Below are 24,686 nucleotides of genomic sequence, written 5' to 3' on the forward strand. Positions count from 1 at the left end.
GCATTCCGCATCTGATTGATATAAATAACATTATCTGTATACAGGAGGCTTAATTAACACCAGAAGATCATTCATCTTCCAGATATGTGTAGCCATAAAGACCACTTTCAAATTCCAGTAAAAATTGCTCTTGCAAACCTGTATCCAAATCCGCGCCTTTTACTTGATCACGGAAGCGAGCCATCAATACGTTAGGGTCCAATTTCACATATTGCAGCATATCGGCGACTGAATCCCCCTCTTCACTTTGGTTATAGGTCACTTCGCCATTATCGAATACATAAACATCAATAGCCGCTGTATCGCCAAACAGGTTATGCATATTGCCAAGAATTTCCTGATATGCTCCCACCATAAAGAAACCAATCATTGGCGGGCAATCGGGGTCATAAGCGGGCATCGGCATTGTCGCTGCTACACCATCGCCATCCACATAATGATCAATAATACCATCGGAGTCACAGGTGATATCTAATAACACAGCACGGCGTTCCAACGGCTTATCCAACCCCTCAATAGGTAAAACAGGAAACAACTGGTCGATACCCCACGCATCCGGCAGAGACTGGAACAGAGAGAAATTCACATAGAATTTATCTGCCATACGCTCTTGCAGCTCATCAATAATCGGCCGGTGAGCACGGTTGCTTGGGTCAAGATCCTGTTGAATACGGCGACAAATATTCAGATATAATTCTTCCGCCCATGCCCGTTCCGTCAAATCCAGCATGCCATGCGCATATTGTGTGTGAACATCATGCAGATCAAGCTGGCTGTCATGCAACGATTCACGTAGAGAGCGTCTATTTCCTTCAGAATGCATCTCCTGCCACGTTTCCCACAGACTGGCGAGCGGACGGGAAGCATCCTCTGCCGGTGGCGTGGTCTGCGTAAATTCATTACGCTCAACCCCGATAACATTGGAGACCAAAACAGTATGATGAGCCGTCAGGGCACGCCCGGATTCCGTGATAACGGTCGGATGAGGTAAACCATGTTCATCACAAGCATCGCCAATCCCCCAAATGACATTGTTGGCATATTCATTCAACCCATAATTCACAGAACAATCCGATTGAGAACGGGTCCCTTCATAATCGACACCCAATCCACCACCAACATCAAAACATTGAATATTTACCCCGAGTTTATGTAACTCGACATAAAAACGCGCAGATTCACGGACACCTGTTGCGATATCACGGATATTCGCCAATTGTGAGCCAAGATGAAAATGCAATAATTGCAGACTATCAAGTCGATCCACGGCGCGCAAAGTCTCAACCAATTGCAATACCTGAGTCGCCGCCAGACCAAACTTCGATTTTTCACCGCCGCTGGCCTGCCATTTACCTGAACCTTGAGACGCCAAACGTGCACGGACCCCCAAGCGAGGGATCACATTCAGTCGTTCAGCCTCTTCCAGTACCTGGGCAATCTCAGACATCTTTTCGATCACCAAATAAACCTTGTGACCTAACTTCTCACCGATCAGCGCCAGACGAATATATTCACGATCTTTATATCCATTACACACGATGACGGTACGAGTCATACCCGCATGGGCTAGCACCGCCATTAGCTCCGCTTTGGAGCCAGCCTCAAGCCCTAAAGGTTCGCCGGAACTGGCCAGTGATTCAATAACGCGGCGTTGTTGGTTAACTTTAATAGGATAAACTAAAAAGTAATCGCCTTTATAACCATATGACTCTCTGGCACGTTTAAATGCAGCATTGATTGAACGCAAACGATGTTGCAGGATTTGAGGAAAGCAAAATAGCGCTGGCAAACGCAAATTTTTCTGCTCCTGCTGAACTCTTTTCACCAATTCCGCAAGATCGATTCTTGCTCCCGGCAAATCAGGATTTGGACACACACTAACATTGCCAAGATCATTGACGTAGTAGTAACTCCCTCCCCAATATGCAATATTGTAAGTCTGTTGCATTTTACGAGCGATATTATCATTCATGGCAGTCTCCTTAAGGGAGTGAGAGTTTTTCGCCTGTAATTAATAAATAACCCAAAACGCTATAATCTCGCGTATTGAGAAATATCAAGGAACAGCATGCTCTCAGGTTGTAAAAAGCGTTTAGTTACTACTAAACAATGACAAAATTACCGAGTGACAATACGCCTGTACGATATATCCGGCCTGTTTGCAGACAACAGATAACATCGAATTAAAGACATATTGAAAAGAAAGGAAAAAGACGCGGATACATCCGACGACAAGTGTGGCTGTTGGCCATTAGCAATCAGCAGATAATGGTTCATTACCCCATTCACCCCCACACATGACTCATATTTAAGGAGCCATTTTCTCGATTGAGAAACAGAAGCTATTTAGCTTTCTGCGAATCTGTAGCACAAATACTTCAACTACGGCCGCTGTTTATACTCGCAATCACACAAAATTGCAAAATGAAATTGAACAAAACCGACATATAAACCAAGAAATTATTCATTCCTCTGATGAAAATTACTCGCTGAACTAAAAAAATCTAGCGCATGGATAAGAATTACCCTAAAATAGCCATCTAGATGTTAATCCATCCATTCCCAAACTGAAATTATATTTTAAGGTAACGTTATATAATGACCACATACCTTTTCACTTCCGAATCTGTTTCCGAAGGGCATCCTGATAAAATTGCAGACCAAATATCTGATGCCGTTCTTGATGCTATCCTGGAACAAGATCCAAAAGCACGAGTTGCCTGCGAAACCTATGTTAAAACTGGCATGGTCATGGTTGGTGGTGAAATTACTACCAGCGCTTGGGTTGATATTGAAGAAATTACGCGACAAACAGTTCGAGAGATTGGTTATGTTAATTCTGAAATGGGTTTTGATGCAAACTCATGCGCAGTATTAAGCGCCATTGGTAAACAGTCACCGGATATTAACCAAGGTGTTGATCGTGAAGATCCCCTGCAACAAGGCGCAGGCGACCAAGGGCTAATGTTTGGTTATGCAACCAACGAAACTGACGTACTCATGCCTGCGCCGATCACCTATGCGCACCGTCTGGTTCAGCGTCAAGCTGAAGTTCGGAAAAATGGTGTACTTCCGTGGTTACGCCCTGATGCTAAAAGCCAAATCACTTTCCAATACAATAACGACAAAATTGTCGGCGTTGATGCGGTTGTACTTTCCACACAGCATGCTGAAAATATTAGCCAGAAAGATCTGCAAGAAGCGGTCATGGAAGAGATCATTAAGCCGGTTTTGCCTGCTGAATGGTTAAATCCAACAACCAAATATTTCATTAACCCAACCGGTCGTTTTGTCATCGGCGGCCCAATGGGAGACTGTGGTCTGACTGGCCGTAAAATTATCGTAGATACTTACGGCGGCATGGCGCGTCATGGCGGCGGGGCATTCTCAGGTAAAGATCCATCCAAGGTGGACCGCTCAGCGGCTTATGCTGCACGCTACGTAGCAAAAAACATTGTTGCTGCCGGCTTGGCTGATCGTTGTGAAATTCAAGTTTCTTATGCTATCGGCGTTGCAGAACCCACTTCCATCATGGTGGAAACATTCGGTACTGAAAAAGTTTCAACAGCAACTCTGACTCTGCTAGTACGTGAATTCTTTGATTTACGCCCTCACGGTTTGATTCAGATGCTGGATCTATTACACCCAATCTATCGTGATACTGCGGCTTATGGTCATTTTGGTCGTCCACAGTTCCCGTGGGAAGCCACTGATAAAGCAGAAGCGCTGCGTGATGCTGCGGGTCTGAAACTATCAGCTATGAATATGTAAAAATATAACAGCAAAAAGTCTGGTTTAGATAACTAAACCAGACTTTTCTTAGCATTAGCTGACGATTAAAAAATCCCTAAAAATATTATTATCGGTTGTTCACGGATTTCTAATAGAATTCACCAATCCTTACCTATTTTATTTTCAACACATGAAATCAGCTAGCGTTCCAATTTCTCTACAACAAGCCGTTATAAATACTTTGCAGCAAAAACTGCAACAAGCAAACTTATATCTTAACTGTGATTTTCCTGAGCCTACAATAAACTACCGCCAGCGGGGAACTACAGCAGGCAGTGCCTATATAAAAAATTGGGAAATCCGCCTTAATCCAGTATTATTGATTGAAAATCAACAAACTTTTATTGATGAAGTTGTGCCTCACGAATTAGCTCATCTATTGGTTTATCGCTACTTTGGGAAAGTACCTCCACATGGGAAACAATGGCGTTGGATGATGGAAGAAGTATTGAGTGTTCCGGCTAACCGTACACACAAATTTAAAATCGACTCAGTACGTAGTAAAACTTTTATTTATCACTGTGGTTGTCAACAACATAAGCTAACGCTACGTCGCCATAATAAAATTCTGCGCGGAGAAAGTCATTATATCTGTCAAAAATGCGGAGAGAAGCTTATTGCTAAATCAATAGATTCTCTCAATCCTAATTTATAATAATAAAAATGTGATTTAATTATTCCACTATCTAAATATAAATCACACAACTTCTGAGCAGGGAAGAAAGGAAGAAAATTTATGACTAATTAAAAAATAGTCAAATGTTGAAAAGAAAGGATATTTACTGCCGTTTCTTCCTTAAAACGGGCAGCAAAGGAGTCATCGTGTAAATAAGTCATGCCCGATATTCCCGATAAATGGAGCATATAACGATAATTCAATTCGGCCATTTCCTGTCACGAACCTCGCTAAGATTTGAGATTCAAACCAAAATGCTGCTTCCAGGATGTAAAAATCTTTCTGGTACATAAAGATCATAATCATTTAAACGACAGTATTCCTACAATTGCTGAGCAAACCTAACACCAACCTTTCGGTATATTTGTGCCGTATAATGTTCAATAGTACGGTAGGAAACATTTAATATTCTGCCAATTTGTTTACTGGTATATTTATGTAAAGAGAGAAAAATGACATCCCATTCTCGTTGGGTAAATAAATTCGTCGGTGGCTGAAATATAATGGAAGCGGGTAGTTTTCCATAAAATAGACGGGTTAATGAGAAATCCTGAGCTTCCCATCCGTGGAAAATGACTCCGACACATTCGTTTTCATCATTATATAATGGGTATTTTTCACAAAAATGAGATGATAAGAATTTATCGCTCCCATACATATGTGTTTCAAGCGAACATACTGTTGTTTCGCTCTCCATTACACTTTGATCATGAAGAACAAATTCTTTTGCAAACTCAGCGCCATCCCAAGGAAGTTCATAATCATACCGCCCTTCGTAATCAAATGAGTCTGGAAGATTTTCAAGACGTTTAAGTGCCAGATTGCCATAAATAAAGCACGAATTTTTATCTTTTATTCCCCAAGGATCGTTACTGATTGCTAATGTGTTAATAACTTGGGGTGAAATGATTAACTTATTATTCATGTCATCGTTCCTTTATTATATTTGACATAGTAACCACTTAATTACTATTAAGGCATTATCTGAACAAATTGTTGTCTAAATTATACTTGGAATAACTTAATTATATAATATAGCACAACAATTACCCAGTCAAAAAGTGTATATTTATCTACGATAACATTATAAATAAAGTTATTATTTAGGTGATTTATTTTATCGGTTAAGAAATATTTTAAAAATTGAACGTACCTAACCTCTCAACTCATTAAGATTAATTGTCCATAAGACAGACGACTGAGTAAATAATGACAAGAGATCAAGTGAATTCGCTGAGCTAACTGAGTTGATGCCATTCCCTGTAACTGAAAAGCTTAAGACGTTCATTAAGGTATTTCATACGGTTCCAATATCCCCAAAAATAATTAAAATTTTTGGACATTCTAGTATTCATAAAAGAATATTTCTGAACATTTAATGTTTATTTTTGAACAATTGAAATTCATTTATGACCTTTTTGTCGTTAGACATAACATTTTCCATTTGGAGAATATTTGGCTGTACTTAGCGGGGTTTAATGTCTTAGTACAGCTATTTTTTAGCATTCCGCCCCAGCGCGGACTCAGGGAAAAGGCTGTAACAATATAAAAATATTAATTTGAAGAGAATATGAACATAGTGCCTTGAATAACCAAATTGAGAGGAAAAGAAGGAATGATTGTAAAAAACGACTGGCGCCCGGCTGAGATTATTGCGGCATTAAAAAAACAAGGAACAAATCTTTCTACTGTTTCAAGAGAAGCGGGGCTTGCTCCATCCACCTTAAGTAATGCGCTGTACCGTCCGTGGCCCAAAGGTGAACGGCTTATTGCTGCCTCTTTAAATTGTGATCCTTGCGAAATATGGCCGAGCAGATACTTTAAATTAGTTGCCATTTTCAAAATCAACATGAACTCTTCATATAAAAATTAATGAGAGGAAACTAATTATCTGAAACTTTCCTCATGGAAAGTTTCAGATATGATAATAAAATTAAAACAGGGCTATTAACGCCCTGCTTTGTTATTGAGCTCTAGTTAAATTATATAAACAGGCCAATGCAGGATGTTTATCACCGGTTAATTTTTTGTATTGTGTTAACATTTCTCCCCATATTCCTACTAATTCCGTAGATATCTTTTTATTTTATGATGTTAGCTGAGCTAAACCAGTGATTGCTTTTTCAAGATATTGACGAGGACAACCTAAATTTATTCGGATAAACCCTTTGCCACTGTCGCCAAAACCCCATCCCATTGAAACGACTAGTTTGGCTTTTTGTAATAAGGCCTGCTGCAAAGCAGCATCATCCAAACCTAAATCGCGACAATCCAGCCAAGCCAGATATGTCCCTTCCGCTTTGGTCATTCGGCACCAAGGAACGGCTGACGTTAAAGCCTGCTCGAACCAACAACGGTTTTCCGCCAAATAATGCTGTAGTTCATCAAGCCATATATCCCCATGTTGATATGCTGCTGTAGCCGCAGCCATAGATAGCGCGTTGAATACATCGAGTCCATGAGCATTCAACCGATCGATAAAGGCATGTCGAAGTTCGGGATTTGGAATGAGAAAATTTGATATACGGAGTGATGAAAGCCCAAATGTTTTACTTGTTGAGGTGGCGGCAATGACATTGCTATGCCATTCACTCCCCAGATGCAGTATTGAGGTGAATTTTCCCCAAGGCAAAATTAAATCAGCCCAAATTTCATCGGAAATTACCGTCGTACCGTACCTTTTGCAAAGCATTAATAACTGGAGCAGTTCGTCACTATCCCAACATCGGCCAGTAGGGTTATGCGGGTTACATAACAATAGCAGAGGCGGTCTATGTTGCTCCAATATCTGTTCCAGATGATCATAGTCAATTTTGTAACCTTCTTGACTTTCAAGAAGCGGGTTTTCAATCATCATTCTGCTGTTCATAGTAATAATTTTGGCGAATGAAGCATAATAGGGTCCTTGCACAACGATACCTTCCCCCGGTTTACTGAGCATCTGTATCAGTAAAGCCAATCCGGGTACGACGCCTTCTATCGACGTAAACCAATCGCGGTATAAGGTCAGTTTATGACGCCTCGAAAACCAGTCTATTGCTGATTGATAATAGTGATCGTCACGTTCGCTATAACCAAAAATACCGTGGTCAATTCGAGAATAGAGTGTTTGCAAGACTTCTTCCGGGCATTGAAAATCGAAATCAGACACCCACATTGGAAGCAAATCAGCCTTATTTAAGGGCAAGTCACGATTTAAAAAGTCCCACTTAACAGAGCTTGTATTGTGGCGATCGATCATCTGGTTGAAATCAGGCAATTTCACTTTGGGTTTCCTTGTTATTCAGGGAGTTTTCCGTAGTGATTTTTGCGATACCGAAACCAGTAAAGCCATAAATGAGAGCCAGGAAGACAGCAGCATAGCACTGGATTGCCCAAGGTAGCAGTTCAAGCGTACTGACACCCAAGGTAGTCGCCATGTAAATACCAGCAGCAGTCCAAGGGATCAACGGTTCTATGACAGTACAGCCATCTTCTATTGTTCGTGACAGATTTTTATTATCCAGTCCCATCCGGCGATAAGCGTCTTTGAACAATTCTGCCGGGATAAGGAGAGCCAGCTTTCCGTTGCAGGTTGCGCCCGTTACCAGAATAGTTGTTACTAAGGTTGCAGCGATAAGTTGCCCGGTTGTGTGAACAACTTGTAAAAGCCGGTTAATGATGATGGTCAAGGCGCCAGTAAGTGCTAAAGCGCCGGCGAACGCGAATGCACAAAATGCAAGCAGAATGGTACTCATCATCGAGAACATACCACCACGATTGAGCAGGCGGGAAACATCGCTAACGACTCCGGTGATGTTGTGTCCCTGGTCAGAGAACATCGAAAGATTGAAACCATCTATCAACGCATTAAGGCCCTGTTTAAGGGTGAGCCCCTGGAGACCTATGCCAAGTACAATAGCTAATGCACATGCAGCAAGCATGACGGGTATCACCGGACGTTTGGTTATTGCTCCCCACAAAACCAGTATCGGCGGCAAAATCAGCAATAAATTGAAGTGATACAGGCTTTCAAGGGATTGCACGATTTCTGTGACCTTTTCCGGTGTCGCCACGTTACCGGTTAAGTTTGTATGACCCGCAATAAAATAAACAATAGCCGCTAAAACAAAGCCGGGAATAGTGGTATACATCAAATGTTGAACATGACTGTAAAGATCAGTATCGGCAACGATGGCGGCGAAGTTAGTTGAGTCAGATAGCGGTGAAATTTTATCGCCGAAATACGCGCCTGAAACAACCGCCCCGGCTGCCGCAGCCAAAGACACATCAAGGCCAGCGGCGACTCCCATAAGGGCAACCCCCACTGTTCCTGCTGATCCCCATGACGTACCGGTACAAACTGAGATAACGCTCGTGATAAAGAAAGCAGCAATAAGTATGTATTGAGGGCTAATCAGTTTTAACCCCCAATACATCATGTAAGGTATGGTTCCGCTGAACATCCAGGTCCCAATTAACCCGCCTACGCAAATCAGGATCATGATCACCGGCATCGCTTTAGCCAGCTTTGCCACAATAGCATCGATAATGTCATTCCAGCGATAACCTTGCCAATACGCTAATGTCGCTGCTATTCCTGCTGATATCAGTAATAGGGATTCGATGCGTAAATTCAATTGACCATACCCAATAACCAACAGTAAAAGCATTGCTGCAATTGGCAGTATAGCGAGTCCCAGATTAAGCTTTTTCTTATCATCCATATTAAAATTCCAATTTCAGGTGAGTTGTTAAAACAGAATAATGAATTTATTTCGAATGAGATGTGACAGATATTACTTGTTCATGTAATTGGTTTCATGAAGTGTAAAAATGTGACTTGTGTATCGATTTCTGATCTTGCTTATAATCCATTGCCAGGCGTCAAAAAGTTTTTAAAGATAAATTAAGTAGAACTCGTATGGAGTATACCGGTTTATCTAAAACACCGGAAATTTAAAGATTATGATTAAGTAACTAGTCCTATTTAAACATTATACTTAACTTTCCTATAATAAAAAATTACATTAAAATAGATAGATATTCAACAATGCACCTTATGTCAAATATCACACTACAATTCATTAACACATGGGAAAAAAGTCATGAACCGTGGGACGTAAAAAATAGTTCTCCATATTTTATCTACGTAATTCAGCAACAAAAGGATTTATTCATAATATTGAGAAATTATTTGGTTGCAAAAAGCTTCATAATCATGAACTTCCTTGGGATAGGTATGAATGTGTAAGATAATCAATTAACCAAAAAATGTAATTTTAAACTAATAGATTGCTAAGGATTACTATATAACACGTTATTTTAAACATAATAAACAGGAAATTAAAACAATAAGTTAAATAATAAACAACAATTCAGTCTTCCATAACATATAAACTAGAAAATTCTTATGAAAAAAGTCAATTTTATTGCTATATTCCAGAAAAAACCAGGGAATCCCAAAATAGGACGTTTATTTAATCTTCAAATTATCAAGGAGTTTTTATGAAGAACTGCACAATATCACCTCAGATTATCAATACAATGGAAATAAGTAATGAACCTTGGGGAATAAAAGATAGTTCTTCATGTTTTATTTATGGTAATAAAGCGTTAAATGCTATCAAAAATTTCTTACCATCATTTGATTACAATGGATTTTATGATCATGAACTCCCTTGGGCCGGCGCTGAATTTGCAAAGGAATATATTCATCATGATCAAGAAGTAATGAAAAAAGGGAAAAAGATATGCTCACTTGAAACACATGTATTTGGTAAAGAGCAAATTCTATCATCTTATTTTTGTGAAAAAATGCCTTTTTATCATGAAGATGGAAGTTGTATAGGCATTATATATCATTGTTGGAAGGCGAAGGACTATTCATTAACCCATCTGTATCAATATCATAATAAACTTCCTTCATCCATTTTACTCCAACCACCAACAGATCTTTTTACTGAGAGTGAATGGGATATTATTTTCCTTTTCTTACAGAAATACACAAGAAAGCAAATGGGAACAATATTGAACCTTGATCCTAGTGTAATTGAAAACCATATGACCAAGATATATCACAAAATAAATATTAATTCCACTCTTCAATTAGAAGAATATTGTCGAGTCAATAATCTCTATCACTATATACCTGAGAAATTTTTATTAACTTAAAGGGATTATTCTACAGATTCAGTGGCTTTACTTCATTATGACACGCGTCACTGATCATGCCTGAGGTACGAACAGAATTTTCTTTTGTTAAACCCTCAGGCATATTCAATATAATAAAAAATACCTATTTTATCACCACAAATAATTTTTAAATTAAAAATCCATCAAATTAATATAGATTAATTACAAATATAACAAACCAATTCACTAAAACAGAAAATAACTTTAATGAATTGAATTATTTTAAATATATATTTCTACTATATTAAATTCGTTAATTTAATTCATATTAATTGATGATAAAACCCAATATTAACTATATAAAAACATTAAATTAATTTAAATAAAAACCTATTTTCACCCCTAATTTAATCAATAAGATACCCAATAAATATGGGCATCTTATCGGTAATTTTAAACGAGTTCTGTCATCACTAATTTAGCTATTTCGAAATAGATAATCAGGCCTGTACCATCAATAAACGTGGCAATAAAAGGAGCCGATACAACAGCCGGATCAATAGAAAGCCTTTTCAATACCATCGGAATAATGGAAGAAACAATGGCACTCCAGAGGGTGATTGCAATGATGGCCAAACTGACAGCAATAGTCACTTCAATACCGACACCTAATATCCAGGCACGGATAAGCGCAGCAAAACCTATCGTTACCGCAACTAAAAATGAAGCGGAAATTTCTTTACGTAACACTGCCGATAGATTACGCAAACTCACTTCCCCCAACGCCATTGCTCTAACCAACGTTGAGGTAATTTGTGTCCCACTGTTGCCCCCAGTTCCTATTAATAACGGGATAAAAAATGCTAAAGCAATTACCGCTTCCAATTGATCTTCAAATGCTTTCAGCACAGCACCAGTATAAGCTTCCGCAACAAATAGTAATAATAACCACCCAACACGCTTACGCCATAATGTTATTGGGCTGGTACTCAGATAAGGCTGCTCCAGAGGTAAAGTTGCCCCCTGTAAATGAGCATCCAACGTATTTTCATCTTCAATCAGCTCAGCAATATCCTGCGGTCGTAGCACCCCAACTAATTTGCCAAAATGAATGACCGGAACACTATCCATACCACTGTGATTTATCAAACTATAAACATCATGACGCGGCTGCTCCGGTGATACGGAAAAATAGCTTTGCCTCATAATCTCTGACACAAATAAATCATCAGCTACAGTTAATAATACTTTCACCGGTAATATGCCATTAAGATAGCCTTCATCATCAATAACATATAGGTAAGTTGGGATCTGTTCACCTTCAAGCTGATCAATTAAATGACTTTTTACCGACAACACCGAATCAGCAACAGATACAGAAATGAAACTCTGACTCATATATGCGCTGACAGTAGCATCTTCATTTTTCAATCGCTGTTTCCGCTGCTGGTCAGCATTTATTTCATTAATAGAATGATTAGCAACCGCTAATGCATCCATTTTTTCATGGGATGTGATGTTCATGATATTGGTCCCTATTACTGTTGTGAACTTCAAACAGCACTCACATAGGGGCGAAACCAGATGAGAGAATGCAATGACTATCTCTACGTCTCAGTTTTAGCACTATACAACGTATCCTGAATTATCAGAAAGTTACATGGGGATATACCTTGGTTCGATATATCCTGTCCTAATCTTGGGCGTCTCTCGACGTCGTCAGATCAGCAACCTGTGTTTGTATAGGAGCCTCGCCTAACGAGATACTGCACTTAGAATGCGGCGCATATTATAAGCAATAGTTGTCATAATTCAAAATTGAAATCGGGTTTGTTTAAGTTCCATTTAATTTATTGATGATAATAAAAAAATGGCACATACCCGTTATCTTTCAAGTTGCCTCTTTGTTGGCTACACTCGTTCACCCCGGTCACATAGTTAGCTATGCTCCCGGGGATTCACTCCCTTGCCGTCGCGATGCATCTTGAAATCCATAGGGTATAGATTTTCACCTTTTGCCGTTTTAATGAGAATAATCCTATGAAGGAATTATTCATTTTCTGATCTCTTAGCTTCAATTTTTTCAACTTCAGCAATCAATTGGTCAGCGGTTTTACCATCCAGCAATTTATAGAACTTTTGTTTCGATTCCTTCATGTCACCATGAGCACCTGATTTAACCAAATCATTAAAATCGATACTATTAAACATAGCCGATTGAATTGATTCATCAAACTTCACTTTTTTATCATCAGATAACACATCTCTTACTTTCTCAATGGAGGCTTTCAATACGATTTCATTAGAAGCATCAATTTTAGGTTGGCTATCACAACCAGCTAATACAAATCCTAACAAACAAACTACTAACAATTTTTTCATATTCATCCCCCACAGAATATTAAACAAGGGAATAATAACAGAAGCAGAAACAATACCCGTTATCTTTCAAGTTGCCTCTTTGTTGGCTTTGTTATTTCTTCAACAGCATTAAAAAACGACTTTCTGCCTGCTAAATCCATCAGATGACTAAAACACCCGACCAACCGACAACATAACAGGCCCAGATAAAATCGCAGCAATTGCCGATATTCAGATCAATAATGTAACTGGAACCATCACAATCCGCCAGAGAATTTGGCAAATTTAGTCTGCTATTTTCGCCAACCACTATCATAACTCTCCACCAAATGAGAATTATTTTCAACTCATAAAATGCCACTCAACTCATTGTTATTATTTAAAAATAGTAAAAAATAAAAATATTATTTACCAAAGTCACTAAAACCATTTGATTAATGTAAATTGTTATCATTATCATTTTAAGATTAGTATAAACAAATGTGGACCCAATTAGATGTGCTCGTATTTGCGTTTATCGTCTCGCTTAACTATTCAATGGATAGCATATAAAGACTTGCTACTGCACTTTACGACCAACCACAACTGTCAAATTATGTGGTTCAACCAAGAACGTTATTTATTCAAAGGAGGAATAATGACAATCATCCACTACACTGCAAAATATTTTCTAACTGCCATATTGATGTTACTTCCTGTCTCTGCGCAAGCAAAAGAAATTACAGTCAAAGACGTTGCTGGCCGGAAGGTTAAAGTTAACGCGCCGGTCAATCGGGTTATGCTGGCTAACAGCCGAGTATTGATTGCATTGAATATTCTTCATCCTGATAATCCGCTTCAAGGTATTGTCGCCTGGGATAATGCACTGCAAATTAAATCTCCAGATTTGGCAATTGCTTATGAAAAAGAGTTCCCGCAATTGCGGGATATTCCGGTATTCCCTAATCCTTATCAAAGCGATTTTAGCGTCGAAAAAGCGCTGACTTATAAACCCGATCTGGTTATTTTTGATATTGGCCTTCAAACTAAGCTCAACGATAGTGGAACCATAATTTTACTGGAAAAAGCGGGCATCCCGGTTATTTTTATCGATTTCCGTCAATATCCGCTAACAAATACGATTCCAAGTATGGTTTTACTTGGGAAAGTATTTAGTGAAGAAGAAAATGCACAAAAATTTATTGCGTTTTATCAAGAGAGGATGAAGATTATTAATCAACGCGTTGGTACGCTAGGTAAAGAACAGCGTCCTCCGGTGTTTATCGAACGCCATGCAGGTATGTTAAGTGCTGAATATTGCTGTAAAACTTTCGGAAATGGCAATTTTGGCGAATTTGTTACTGCCGCAGGAGGTGATAACCTCGGTGCTCGCTGGTTCTCAGGTATGGATGGTGAGGTAAATGAAGAACAATTAATCGTCAGTAATCCTGAATTTTATCTGATGACTGCCGCAGATTGGGATAAAGTCCGCCCCGGAAGCTTCTCTGTGCCATTAGGCTACACCGGCAATCTAAAACAGTCACAGGAACGACTGAAAAAATTACTGACACGCCCCAAATTAAGCGTATTAAGAGCATTTCGCGAAAAACAGGTAATAGCACTGTACCACCAATATTACGACACGCCGTTTAACATCATTGCCGTTGAAATCATTGCTAAATTCCTGCATCCGACGTTATTTGAAGATATCAATCCACAAGCTGATAACCTATATCTGCACAAAACCTTTACCACTCTTGATGGTAACGGGATTTTCTGGGTTACAGCAAAATAATATTTCTTTTCAATCCGTTGGAATACGCCAACGGATACTTAGCTTCACCCTTTATTTATAATTTCCGTTTGTTAATATACGTAATATTTTATATAACATGCTAATAGACATCTATTATTTTGTACTCTACTATAGTTGGTGATTAAAAAAACATAAAACATGACAAGATAAATTCGATTAAGCAATAAATATAAAGTACAAATATATTCACATAATGGAATCATATAAAACCTGATAATTTATCCCAAACAGGGATGATTTATGCGAGGAATCATTCGCTCTTCACTAACAAGAATGAAAAATAAAATAACCAGACGAAATAGATTCAAGATGTAACTATTCTTAAACCAATATTCTTAAACCAATATTCTTAAACCAAAGTACTCGGAGTATGTTAATGAAACGATTACATGATATTGAGAAAGAGATGTTGCCCGTTGAATCCTACAAAATGCTTATTGGCGGGCAATGGGTAGATAGTGTATCCAAAGCGACAACCAAAAGTTATAACCCGGCGACAGGAGAACTACTGGCTGAATATGCATCTGGTAATGCTGAAGATGTCGATCTTGCTGTCAGTGCCGCGAAAAAAGCCTTCTCCGCCTGGAGCCAAACCTCACCAATCGAAAGACAATCAATTCTGCTGAAAATTGCTGACTTACTAGAAGCGGAACAAGAGCGTTTTGCTATTCTTGAGTCACTGGATACCGGAAAACCATTAAATGAATCCCTGTATATGGATCTACCCGCTTCCGTTGACCAGTTCCGCTATTTTGCGGGTGTGATCCGTTCCCATACCGATGAAGCTTCAGTTCTGGATACTAATACACTCAGTTTGGTGATCCGTGAACCCATTGGTGTTGTCGGACAGGTAATTCCCTGGAATTTCCCATTACTGATGGCGGCATGGAAACTGGCTCCAGCTCTTGCAGCGGGCAACACCATTGTTATCAACCCTGCAACACTGACATCAATCACTCTGCTTGAATTAGGCCGAATACTGAATAAAGTCCTGCCAGCCGGAGTAGTCAACATTGTTACAGGTCGCGGCTCAGTCGTTGGTCAAGCCATTTTGGATCATGAAGATGTCGAAAAAGTGGCATTCACTGGTTCCACCAGAGTAGGTTATACCGTAGCCGAGGCCGCAGCCAAAAAGCTGATCCCTGCAACGCTGGAGCTTGGTGGTAAATCAGCCAATATTATCTTCCCTGACGCCAAGATGAAAAAAGCCGTAAAATATGCGGCCAGAGCTATTTTGCTGAATCAAGGTCAAGCGTGTGAATCAGGTTCCCGCTTATTCCTGCACAAAGATATTCATGATGAATTCCTCAAATCTCTGAAAGCAGAATTCGAATCTGTCCAGGTTGGCGATCCACTGGAAAAAGAAACTCAGATGGGAAGCCAGGTCAGCCAGGAACAAATGGAAAAAATTCTCGGATACGTAGAAGTTGCAAAACAAGAAGGCGCAACCATTCTAACCGGCGGTAAACGCATTACTGGAGAAGGTTATGATGATGGTTTCTTTATCCAACCAACCATCATTGCCGATGTCACTAATGACATGCGAGTCGCGCGCGAAGAGATTTTTGGCCCTGTATTGACCGTGATTCCATTCGACGACGAAGAAGATGTCATCAGAATGGCAAATGATTCTGATTATGGTCTGGCCGGTGCTGTCTGGACACAGGATCTCGACCGTGCATTACGCGTCGCCAAAGCTGTCAGAACGGGTCGTATGTGGATTAATACTTACCACGAACTGCCAGCTCACGCTCCATTTGGCGGTTACAAAAAATCAGGCCTTGGCAGAGAAACACACAAAATGATGTTGGATGCTTACACTCAGGTTAAAAACATCTATATCAAAACCGGTGAAGAATAATTTCAATCAGTGATGAGAAAAGCCTTCCATTTGGAAGGCTTTTATTCAAACTCTTGCTTTAATATCAATACTATCCGCATTCACATCTTTGATATGTTCTTTTGTCAGCCGATAAACGACTGGGCTTAACAATGCTAATGCAATCAGGTTCGGTATTGCCATCATTGCATTCAGTGTATCTGCCAATAGCCAGACAAAGTTCAATGATTGAGTTGCACCTACCATCAAAGCAATAATCCATACTACACGGAAAGGCGTAATAGCTTTTTGCCCGAATAGATACTGAATACATTTTTCACCGTAGAAACTCCAGCCAAGAATGGTGGTAAAAGCAAATATTACCAGAGCACCCGCGACAATATAGTTGCCGCCAGGAATCGCCATAGCGAAAGAAGTCGCTGTCAATGTCGCACCTGTCTGACCATTCAGCCAACCACCCGTAATGACGATAGTTAAGCCAGTGATAGAGCAAACAATAATGGTATCAATGAAAGTACCCAGCATAGCGATCAACCCCTGACGAATCGGGTTTTGAGTTTTGGCGGTTGCATGAGCAATCGGCGCACTTCCCAATCCCGCTTCATTAGAGAAAATGCCTCGAGCTACACCAAAACGAATTGCCGCCCATACTGCCGCACCCGCAAAACCACCCTGTGCCGCAACAGGTGTAAATGCAGATTTAACAATCAGAACAAATGCAGCGGGAATCTCACTAAAATTCACCCCCAGCACAATAACCCCAGCAGCAAGATAGGCAACCGTCATAAACGGCACTAATTTACCTGCTACATCAGCAATACGTTTAATACCCCCGATAAGCACTGCGCCAACCAGAATCGCTAATACTATGGCCGTTACCGTGGTAGAAACGCCGAAGTTACTTTGCAGCACATCAGCAACAGAATTTGCCTGTACGGTATTACCGATACCGAAACAAGCAATACTGCCAAATACCGCAAACAGCGTCCCCAACCAAGCCCACTTTTTACCTAAACCATTTTTTATGTAATACATAGGGCCACCAACATAGTGACCATTTTTATCAACTTCACGGAAACGGACTGCCAACACTGTCTCTGAGTATTTGGTCGCCATGCCCACTAATGCGGTTATCCACATCCAAAACAGTGCGCCTGGCCCCCCCAAAACAACTGCGGTAGCCACACCGGCGATATTACCTGTTCCAATGGTGGCGGAAAGCGCTGTCATCAACGCGTTAAATGGCGATATCTGCCCTTCTCCCCGTTGATGATTACGCTCAAATAGTAATTTAAAACCCGTTCCCAGTTTACGTATAGGCAGAAAAGAGAGGCGAAGCTGCATGAACAACCCAACCCCCAGAAGACCGACCATCATCGGTATTCCCAACACTACCCCGTTAACAGCACTCAGCCATTCTGTGATTAATTCCATATAGTCCCTCGGACATCTCGTAACAAAATAACAACATACGCGCAGCAACTTAATAAAGAATATTTACAGAAAATATGCGAGAAAAAATTTCGTAAAAATGGAAAAAGATTTGATACTTGTGAGTGATATCACTCGATAGAATTTTAAGATTAGAATGTTCAAAAATTTATCACGCCAAATACATTAAAAAATATTTACATATAAGCCGCTATCTTAATCAAAATAATTTACTTAATCATTTGATTATTCCGATTAATTAAAGCAAAACAATAAAATATTACTCTTTACACTCCGTCTTTTGTTAATTAATGAACTTATTAATATTATTTTTGAAGTCGATTTTTTAAGAAAAAAATCATTACGTAGAAATTGTCAGCGATTTTTCTGAAAATATCTTGCTCGCTCTACCTATCATGTTTTTCCTTTTAAACAAACCACTATTCTGGAATGGATTTATTACATCACTCAAAAGAACAATAGAAAATATAGGTGATATTTTTTTATCATCATAAAATCACCTAATCTTTTTCGAGCCGCTTCACAAGAATTGAATAACCTCATTGTTTTATTGTTCCACTCAACTCATTTTATCAGCCTAGGTTAATGAATGAATAAAAGGAGAACCTCATGCCGGAACAACAATATTTCATTGGCGTTGATGTCGGCTCCGCCAGTGTCCGTACTGCGGTTTTTGACCAACACGGCAAACGGCATGCATTCTCCGCTCGACCTATCCAGCAATTTCATCCAAAAACCGATTTTGTTGAACAATCTTCTACAGACATCTGGACGCAAGTGTGTGCAACAGTAAGAGAAGCTGTTGCACTGGCAAATATTAATCCTATTGACGTTAAATCAATCGGCTTCGATGCCACCTGTTCACTCGTCGCGGTAGCAGCAGAAGGACGCCCTGTTTCTGTGGCCGAAAATGGTAATCCCGAACACGATATCATCATGTGGATGGATCATCGTGCAATCAAGGAAGCCATTACGATAAATCAAACCAATGACCCTGCACTCTGCTATGTAGGTGGTGAAATCAGCCCTGAAATGGAACTACCGAAAATCTTATGGCTAAAAAACCACTTTCCTCAACGTTATCAAGATATATGGCGTTTCTTCGATTTAGCGGATTTTCTGGTGTGGAAAGCAACTGCCGCTGATGTAGCCAGTATCTGCACGTTCACCTGCAAATGGAATTATCTGGCCCATCAAAAACAGTTCAGCGAAAAACTACTTTATGATGTTGGGTTAGAAGATTTAACAAATAAAGTTCCGCCTACCATCATCGAGCTTGGCGAAAAAGCAGGCTACCTAACTGCTGAAGTCGCTAAAGATTTTGGGCTGCACACAGGAGTCATCGTCGCTGGTGGTATTATCGACGCTCACGCCGGAGGATTGGCACTGGCTGGCGCCTATCCAGAGGGCAGCCTGGCCATTATCAGCGGCACCTCAAACTGCCACATGATTGTCAGTCCTTACCCTATCATGGTTCCAGGAGTTTGGGGTCCCTATTTCGGCGCAATGCTACCCGGTTACTGGCTCAACGAAGGTGGACAAAGCGCCGCCGGCGCATTAGTTGAGTGGTCAATTCGTCAACATAATAGCTGGCTGGAGCTGGAAACCGAAGCTGAGGAATCTGGTCATCATTACTACCAGCTACTGAATGAAGCTGTCACCCAGTTAGAAAAGCAAGAAAAATACCCGACCGCACAACTTCATATTTTAGGTGATCATCACGGCAACCGTTCACCAAGGGCAAACCCCAATGCCAAGGGAATGGTAAGCGGGCTAACGCTGGCAGATAGTCGTGATGCTCTGGCCCGCCATTACTTGGCAACGCTGCAATCTATTGCTTATGGCACCCGCCATATTATTGATGCGCTAATAGAAGCAGGGCATAAGATAAACCGGCTAGTTATGTGTGGCGGTGCAACTAAAAACCCACTATGGCTACGTGAATATGCCAATGCCACCGGCCGCGAAATTTATCTTGCTCAGGAAGAGGATGCTGTTAATCTTGGTTCTGCTTTGCTTGGCGCCGTTGCTTGCGGTTCCTTTGCAGACTTCTCTCAAGCAGCGAAATCGATGGTACGTGACGGTAGCATTATCAAACCGGAGAAAGAGACATTTTTATTTCATCAGGCCAAATATCAAGTCTATCTGCAAATGTACCGGGACCAGCAACGATATAACGAAATCATGCAAACCGGCGATTAATCTTTAAATGATAAAAACAGGTATATACCCTATGGATTTCAAGATGCATCGCGACAGCAAGGAAGCGGGATCTCAAGACAAGCATAAGTCCCTTCTTTAGTATTATGTCTTTCAGTGAACATTGCAGGAATGGTATTTTTCTGCCAGATTGGTATTCGCTTATAACACATAAGGTTGCTCATAGAAGATCTCTGATCATAAATTATATTTTAAATGCATCTTATTATGCTATTCCACAACTGTAAAGCCATAAAATCACCAGAGGAAAAGTCCCTGGGTTTCATCATATCCATGCTTGCAAGATGAAAGAAAAAACGTCCATTCTTTCTTAAATTGAATGAACTGATTTACCATTAAGAAACATATGAAAGGAAATAAGAACTCATTGATAAAATTTCTCCGGCCCTATGAGCCGGAGAAAAGATTATCAATCCTTATAACTATATTGATAATATCCGCCGTAATCATAATAGAGACCAGATTTCTTCTCTACCGCATTTAGCAATACACCTTTAATATGAATGCCATTTTGCTTAAATCGGCGAATAGCAATATTAACCTCTTTAACCCTTGTTTTATGATAACGAGCAATTAACAATGAAGTTCCTGCATATCTTCCAATAATCGCAGCATCGGTTACAGCTAAAATAGGAGGAGTATCTATCAAGACATAATCATAATGCTCTTCTGCCCAAGATAATAATTCTTTAAGTTTGTTATGCATAAGCAATTCCGATGGATTAGGCGGAATAACACCTCGATTGACAAAATCAAGCTCAGTAAGATAAGTTCTGGTAATAATCTCTTTTAACTGATGCTGACCAGCCAAATATTCAGACAGCCCCAGAGATTGAGGACTTTCCAATATTTTATGTAAACGACCTCTTCTCATATCTGCATCGATTAAAAGCACGCGTTTATTACTTAATGCCAATACAGCAGCAAGATTGACTGAAATAAAAGATTTTCCTAGTTCAGGAGCAGAACCCGAAAGAAGAATAATTTTGTTTGCAGATTCCATCATTGAAAAATGCAAGGTTGTTCTAAGGCTGCGTAATGCTTCAATAGCTAAATCAGTGGGATCTTGAATCGCTAATAACCGCAATTTCTGACGATGAGTTCGCTTTTTCTGTTGTTGCTCAAGTTTAATCTGGGTCCCAGATAATGGAATAGTGGCATAAACGGAAACACCTATTTCTTCCAACTGTTCGGGGCTTTCGATTCCTTTACGAAACATGACGCGTATGCAAACCAACCCAGCAGACAATATAAACCCCAATATCATCATAGATATAATAATCAGTGACTTCTTCGGTTTTACCGCTGAACTTTCTACAATCGCTTCATCAATAATGCGTACATTACCCACTGTCCCTGCTTTCAAGATGTTCAACTCTTGCTGTTTATTAAGTAACTGCACATAAATTTCTTGACCAACTTGAACATCTCTGGTTAAACGTAAAATTTCCTGCTGCGTTTTAGGTAACCGTTTGATTGACTGATTCAGCTCCTTTTTGGTATCAACCAAAGTTTTACGTTTATCAAGCAATGCAAGATAAGCGGGATGTTGTTTGGTATATAATTGCTGTAATTCAGCTTCTCTGAAAGTCAACTCATTAATCTGTTTCTCAATTTGGACCAATGTTTCCAGAGCCGATTTTGCTTCAAGTGATAAATCGATAGATTCATTCGCTTGACGATATTGGTTAAGCAACTCCTCAGAACGATTGAGCTCAATTTTAACTTTAGGCAAATGATTTTTTAAGAAATTAAGACTACTTTCAGCCTCTTCCGTCTTTCTTGTCACATTTTGTTGCAAGTAATTTTTACCAATACTATCCAGTATTGATTTTATTCTTGCGCGATCATCACCTTCCATTTCAAGCGAAATAATACCCGTATTATTACCTTTTTCTTTTACCCGCAAAGTTTGTTGCAGCCCGCGAATAACACCTAACTGCCCTCGTTTAACCAACGTGAAACTTTGCCCTGGAGAAGCTAAAATATTTGAGATAAGCAGATTTACGCCATCAGTATCAAATACTTTGTTCACTTGCCCGTGGAAAACCAGATCATCAAACAACAATCGATAATTTTCTGCATCGTCAACATATATTTTTATCCCTTTATTAATATATTCAGGTGATACTGTAAAATGTTTAATAATAATGTCAGGCTTTGGCATACCACGAAGACGGGCAATCCCCTTACCTACCACAGGAAAATAATCCGCTGTAACCTGAACATCCAAATTTAGATCCTTTACTGCCTTTCCCAAAATCATTCGGGAAGTTAATAACTCCAATTCTGCCGATGTATCTGACTGTCTCCCAGAAAGCATATCCGCCATGTCACCGATTAAAGGCAACGCACTACTTCTCTTTTCAACCTGCAATAAAGCATTTGCCTTGTATATCGGAGTCGCAATCAAGGAATAACAAAGGCCAATAACAGTGAACAATAGGGTAATTCCACCAATCACCCAGCGATAATCGAATAAGGCACTAAGAAGACGGCCTAAATCAATTTCATCACTATCCGTATGAGTGTGACTTGATTTATCTGATGTAGTCATAAGAAGCCTATAATTACTTTATTGATAAGTAATGAAGAACAGCAAACCCAGAATTTAAAAATACTTATAAGTTATAATTTCCCCAACCAACTATTAGCACTCTCAAATAATAACTGATACACATATTCATAAACCTCAATATCAGACTTATAAGGATCGGGAATTGCCATTCTATTTAACCAATGGCCAAAAAGCATTGTTTTCCCCCTTACGCCTAGATTTATCCTGTTTACAGCCTCAATATGTCTTTTTTCCATAACTAAGATCAAACTTGACTGCTGGCATAATTCACTGGTTAGTTGACGTGCTGTATGTCCCTCCAAGGACAATCCATACTTAGCCGCAACCCTGCTTGAGAACTCATTTGCAGGGTTACCAGACAAAGCAGATATTCCCGCAGAATAAATCTCTTTCTGAGGAAATATCTGCCGCAATAAACGCTCTCCTGTCGGAGATCGACAGATATTACCCACACAAACAACCAGAATAGAATTAAACATTAATTCGGCCACTTACGAATCCACTTAGTTGTTTCAGTCAGGCTATTAATGCTTGATATCGTTGGCACCAACTGATTGATAACCCGATTCCAGCGAACAACTGGCGCACTGGTAACATAGACAATATCGTAAGGCTGCAAATTAAACTCAGTTCCCAACACCAAAGCCGTTGCATCTTTAGCATTGAGCTGATAGATATTGGCTATTTTCCCTTTATTATCAGTAGTATTACGTAGTGAACGGATAACAAAGATGCCATTAGCATCACTTGATAATTGATCTATGCCTTCAGCATTACCCAATGCTTCAGTCAAAGTCATTCCACTGCGATCCATACGCAGAGTAGTCTGTTTTTTGACTTCCCCCATAACAAACACTTTCAAATCATCATTACGAGGAATGTATAAAATATCGCCAGAATAGAGCAGGCGATTTTGTTTCAAATCACCATTCTGCATCAAATCTTGCAGAGAAATAATCGTTTCTTTTCCCTTATGAGTCAAAATGATCCTCCTCCAGTCAGCATTTTCAGTTAAACCGCCAGCATGGTTGATCGCATCAATAATGGTTAAAGGAACGTTAGTGATTGGTTGTTGAGCAGACCTGATAACTTCACCTGTTACATAGGCTTTTTGTGAACGGAAAGCGGCAATATTAACATCGATTTGAGGTGATTCGATGTACTTCGATAACTTATCGGTAATCATCGCGCGCACCTGAGTGACCGTTTTCCCTTTGACATGAAGCTTACCAACATAGGGATAAAAAATCGTTCCATCAGAATGTACCCAGTTGCCCGTATCACTAGCACTACGGTATTGCCCGGCAGGTATCGTCAATTCAGGATGATCCCAAACAGTAACCATAATGACATCACCTACACCAATACGGTATTCATACTGCTGTAATTCTTTATCTAATTCAGGATTAGGACGTGCAATAGCAGAATTTATTCGTAACTTTTCAATTAACTGTGGTGTGACTGGATAAACATTTACTAAATTATTAATATCATAGTTACTATCACCATCATTGATTACTTCTTTATTATAAACAGTAAGGCCACTCCCAGGTATAACCGTACAACCACCTAATAGCATAGAACCAGACAATGCCAGAACTATAATTAATTCCTTAATATTCATCAGAAATTTATCCTTAAAAAATAATAAACAAAAAAGAATACAGAAAATAGTATTAATTATAATCTCCCTAACAAAACTAGATTATAATATAATAAAATATAATATAATATAAAAATTTTGCTTAAGGGCCACAAGCCACTAGGCTACTGGTCATATCACTTGGTAAAAACAATAGAAATCAACTTAATGGCTTTGAAAAATTCAGACTATTAAATAATAGGTAATAAATTTATT

Annotated in this window: 18 protein-coding genes, 1 pseudogene and 1 riboswitch; of the genes and pseudogenes, 7 read left to right on the plus strand and 12 right to left on the minus strand. The window is 39.5% G+C overall.

Features of this window, described 5'->3' with window-relative positions; translation table 11 throughout:
• Positions 1 to 67 precede the first annotated feature (67 nt).
• Positions 68 to 1,972 carry a biosynthetic arginine decarboxylase gene (gene speA / locus TI10_RS06160; protein ID WP_049582426.1) on the minus strand — a complete coding sequence of 635 codons (1,905 nt, stop codon included), beginning with the start codon at positions 1,970 to 1,972 and terminating at the stop codon, positions 68 to 70.
• A 626-nt stretch (positions 1,973 to 2,598) separates the two neighbouring features.
• Here speA and metK point away from each other — a divergent pair.
• Positions 2,599 to 3,771 carry a methionine adenosyltransferase gene (gene metK, locus TI10_RS06165; protein ID WP_049582428.1) on the plus strand — a complete coding sequence of 391 codons (1,173 nt, stop codon included), beginning with the start codon at positions 2,599 to 2,601 and terminating at the stop codon, positions 3,769 to 3,771.
• Positions 3,772 to 3,922: 151 nt separating this feature from the next.
• Positions 3,923 to 4,447: a SprT family zinc-dependent metalloprotease gene (locus tag TI10_RS06170; RefSeq protein ID WP_049582430.1), complete on the plus strand. Its 525-nt coding sequence runs from the start codon at positions 3,923 to 3,925 to the stop codon at positions 4,445 to 4,447.
• 265 nt (positions 4,448 to 4,712) lie between these two features.
• On the opposite strand, the pseudogene TI10_RS06175 reads toward TI10_RS06170, so the two are convergent.
• A pseudogene (locus TI10_RS06175) lies at positions 4,713 to 5,393 on the minus strand (helix-turn-helix transcriptional regulator).
• A gap of 690 nt (positions 5,394 to 6,083) precedes the next feature.
• Between TI10_RS06175 and TI10_RS06180 the strand changes: the two are divergent.
• Positions 6,084 to 6,341 carry a helix-turn-helix domain-containing protein gene (locus TI10_RS06180; RefSeq protein WP_049582431.1) on the plus strand — a complete coding sequence of 86 codons (258 nt, stop codon included), beginning with the start codon at positions 6,084 to 6,086 and terminating at the stop codon, positions 6,339 to 6,341.
• Positions 6,342 to 6,554: 213 nt separating this feature from the next.
• On the opposite strand, the gene TI10_RS06185 is transcribed toward TI10_RS06180, so the two are convergent.
• The gene (locus tag TI10_RS06185; RefSeq protein WP_049582432.1) at positions 6,555 to 7,733 is read right to left on the minus strand and encodes a MalY/PatB family protein; all 1,179 of its coding nucleotides are present in this window, start codon (positions 7,731 to 7,733) and stop codon (positions 6,555 to 6,557) included.
• A complete protein-coding gene (nhaC, locus tag TI10_RS06190) occupies positions 7,720 to 9,174 on the minus strand; it encodes a Na+/H+ antiporter NhaC (RefSeq protein WP_049582433.1) in 1,455 nt (484 codons plus the stop codon). Before nhaC ends, TI10_RS06185 begins: the two co-directional genes overlap by 14 nt.
• 781 nt (positions 9,175 to 9,955) lie before the next feature.
• Here nhaC and TI10_RS06200 point away from each other — a divergent pair.
• Positions 9,956 to 10,621, plus strand: a complete 666-nt coding sequence (locus tag TI10_RS06200) for a PAS domain-containing protein (protein ID WP_049582436.1) — start codon at positions 9,956 to 9,958, stop codon at positions 10,619 to 10,621.
• A gap of 414 nt (positions 10,622 to 11,035) precedes the next feature.
• Here TI10_RS06200 and TI10_RS06205 read toward each other — a convergent pair whose 3' ends face one another.
• From TI10_RS06205 to TI10_RS24865, 3 genes are all read right to left on the minus strand, one after another.
• Positions 11,036 to 12,106 (minus strand): magnesium transporter, encoded by a 1,071-nt coding sequence (locus TI10_RS06205; RefSeq protein WP_049582438.1) that lies wholly within the window; start codon positions 12,104 to 12,106, stop codon positions 11,036 to 11,038.
• 74 nt (positions 12,107 to 12,180) lie between these two features.
• Positions 12,181 to 12,352: riboswitch (M-box (ykoK) riboswitch) on the minus strand.
• Between the two features lie 279 nt (positions 12,353 to 12,631).
• Complete coding sequence (locus TI10_RS06210; protein WP_049582439.1) at positions 12,632 to 12,964, minus strand: DUF6694 family lipoprotein; 333 nt, start codon at positions 12,962 to 12,964, stop codon at positions 12,632 to 12,634.
• A 139-nt stretch (positions 12,965 to 13,103) separates the two neighbouring features.
• Positions 13,104 to 13,259, minus strand: coding sequence for a hypothetical protein (locus TI10_RS24865; protein ID WP_155416463.1), 156 nt, complete (start codon positions 13,257 to 13,259; stop codon positions 13,104 to 13,106).
• Between the two features lie 321 nt (positions 13,260 to 13,580).
• Between TI10_RS24865 and TI10_RS06215 the strand changes: the two genes are divergently transcribed.
• Together TI10_RS06215 and TI10_RS06220 are read left to right on the plus strand one after the other, a co-directional pair.
• Positions 13,581 to 14,717 carry an ABC transporter substrate-binding protein gene (locus TI10_RS06215; protein WP_049582440.1) on the plus strand — a complete coding sequence of 379 codons (1,137 nt, stop codon included), beginning with the start codon at positions 13,581 to 13,583 and terminating at the stop codon, positions 14,715 to 14,717.
• A 397-nt stretch (positions 14,718 to 15,114) separates the two neighbouring features.
• Positions 15,115 to 16,599, plus strand: coding sequence for an aldehyde dehydrogenase family protein (locus TI10_RS06220; RefSeq protein ID WP_049582442.1), 1,485 nt, complete (start codon positions 15,115 to 15,117; stop codon positions 16,597 to 16,599).
• 45 nt (positions 16,600 to 16,644) lie between these two features.
• Here TI10_RS06220 and TI10_RS06225 read toward each other — a convergent pair whose 3' ends face one another.
• Entirely contained in the window at positions 16,645 to 18,012 is a 1,368-nt protein-coding gene (locus TI10_RS06225; RefSeq protein ID WP_049582443.1) for an alanine/glycine:cation symporter family protein, read from the minus strand.
• Between the two features lie 627 nt (positions 18,013 to 18,639).
• Between TI10_RS06225 and TI10_RS06230 the strand changes: the two genes are divergently transcribed.
• Complete coding sequence (locus tag TI10_RS06230) at positions 18,640 to 20,232, plus strand: FGGY-family carbohydrate kinase (RefSeq protein WP_049582444.1); 1,593 nt, start codon at positions 18,640 to 18,642, stop codon at positions 20,230 to 20,232.
• A gap of 38 nt (positions 20,233 to 20,270) precedes the next feature.
• On the opposite strand, the gene TI10_RS23520 is transcribed toward TI10_RS06230, so the two are convergent.
• From TI10_RS23520 to TI10_RS06245, 4 genes are all read right to left on the minus strand, one after another.
• Entirely contained in the window at positions 20,271 to 20,414 is a 144-nt protein-coding gene (locus tag TI10_RS23520; RefSeq protein WP_394298756.1) for a DUF1971 domain-containing protein, read from the minus strand.
• A 245-nt stretch (positions 20,415 to 20,659) separates the two neighbouring features.
• Positions 20,660 to 22,807, minus strand: a complete 2,148-nt coding sequence (locus tag TI10_RS06235) for a polysaccharide biosynthesis tyrosine autokinase (RefSeq protein ID WP_049582447.1) — start codon at positions 22,805 to 22,807, stop codon at positions 20,660 to 20,662.
• A gap of 71 nt (positions 22,808 to 22,878) precedes the next feature.
• Positions 22,879 to 23,307, minus strand: a complete 429-nt coding sequence (locus TI10_RS06240) for an arsenate reductase/protein-tyrosine-phosphatase family protein (protein WP_049582448.1) — start codon at positions 23,305 to 23,307, stop codon at positions 22,879 to 22,881.
• Entirely contained in the window at positions 23,307 to 24,452 is a 1,146-nt protein-coding gene (locus tag TI10_RS06245) for a polysaccharide export protein (protein WP_049582450.1), read from the minus strand. Before TI10_RS06245 ends, TI10_RS06240 begins: the two co-directional genes overlap by 1 nt.
• Between the last annotated feature and the right edge of the window lie 234 nt (positions 24,453 to 24,686).

It is taken from the genome of Photorhabdus luminescens subsp. luminescens (genome assembly GCF_001083805.1).
Taxonomy (GTDB): domain Bacteria; phylum Pseudomonadota; class Gammaproteobacteria; order Enterobacterales; family Enterobacteriaceae; genus Photorhabdus; species Photorhabdus luminescens.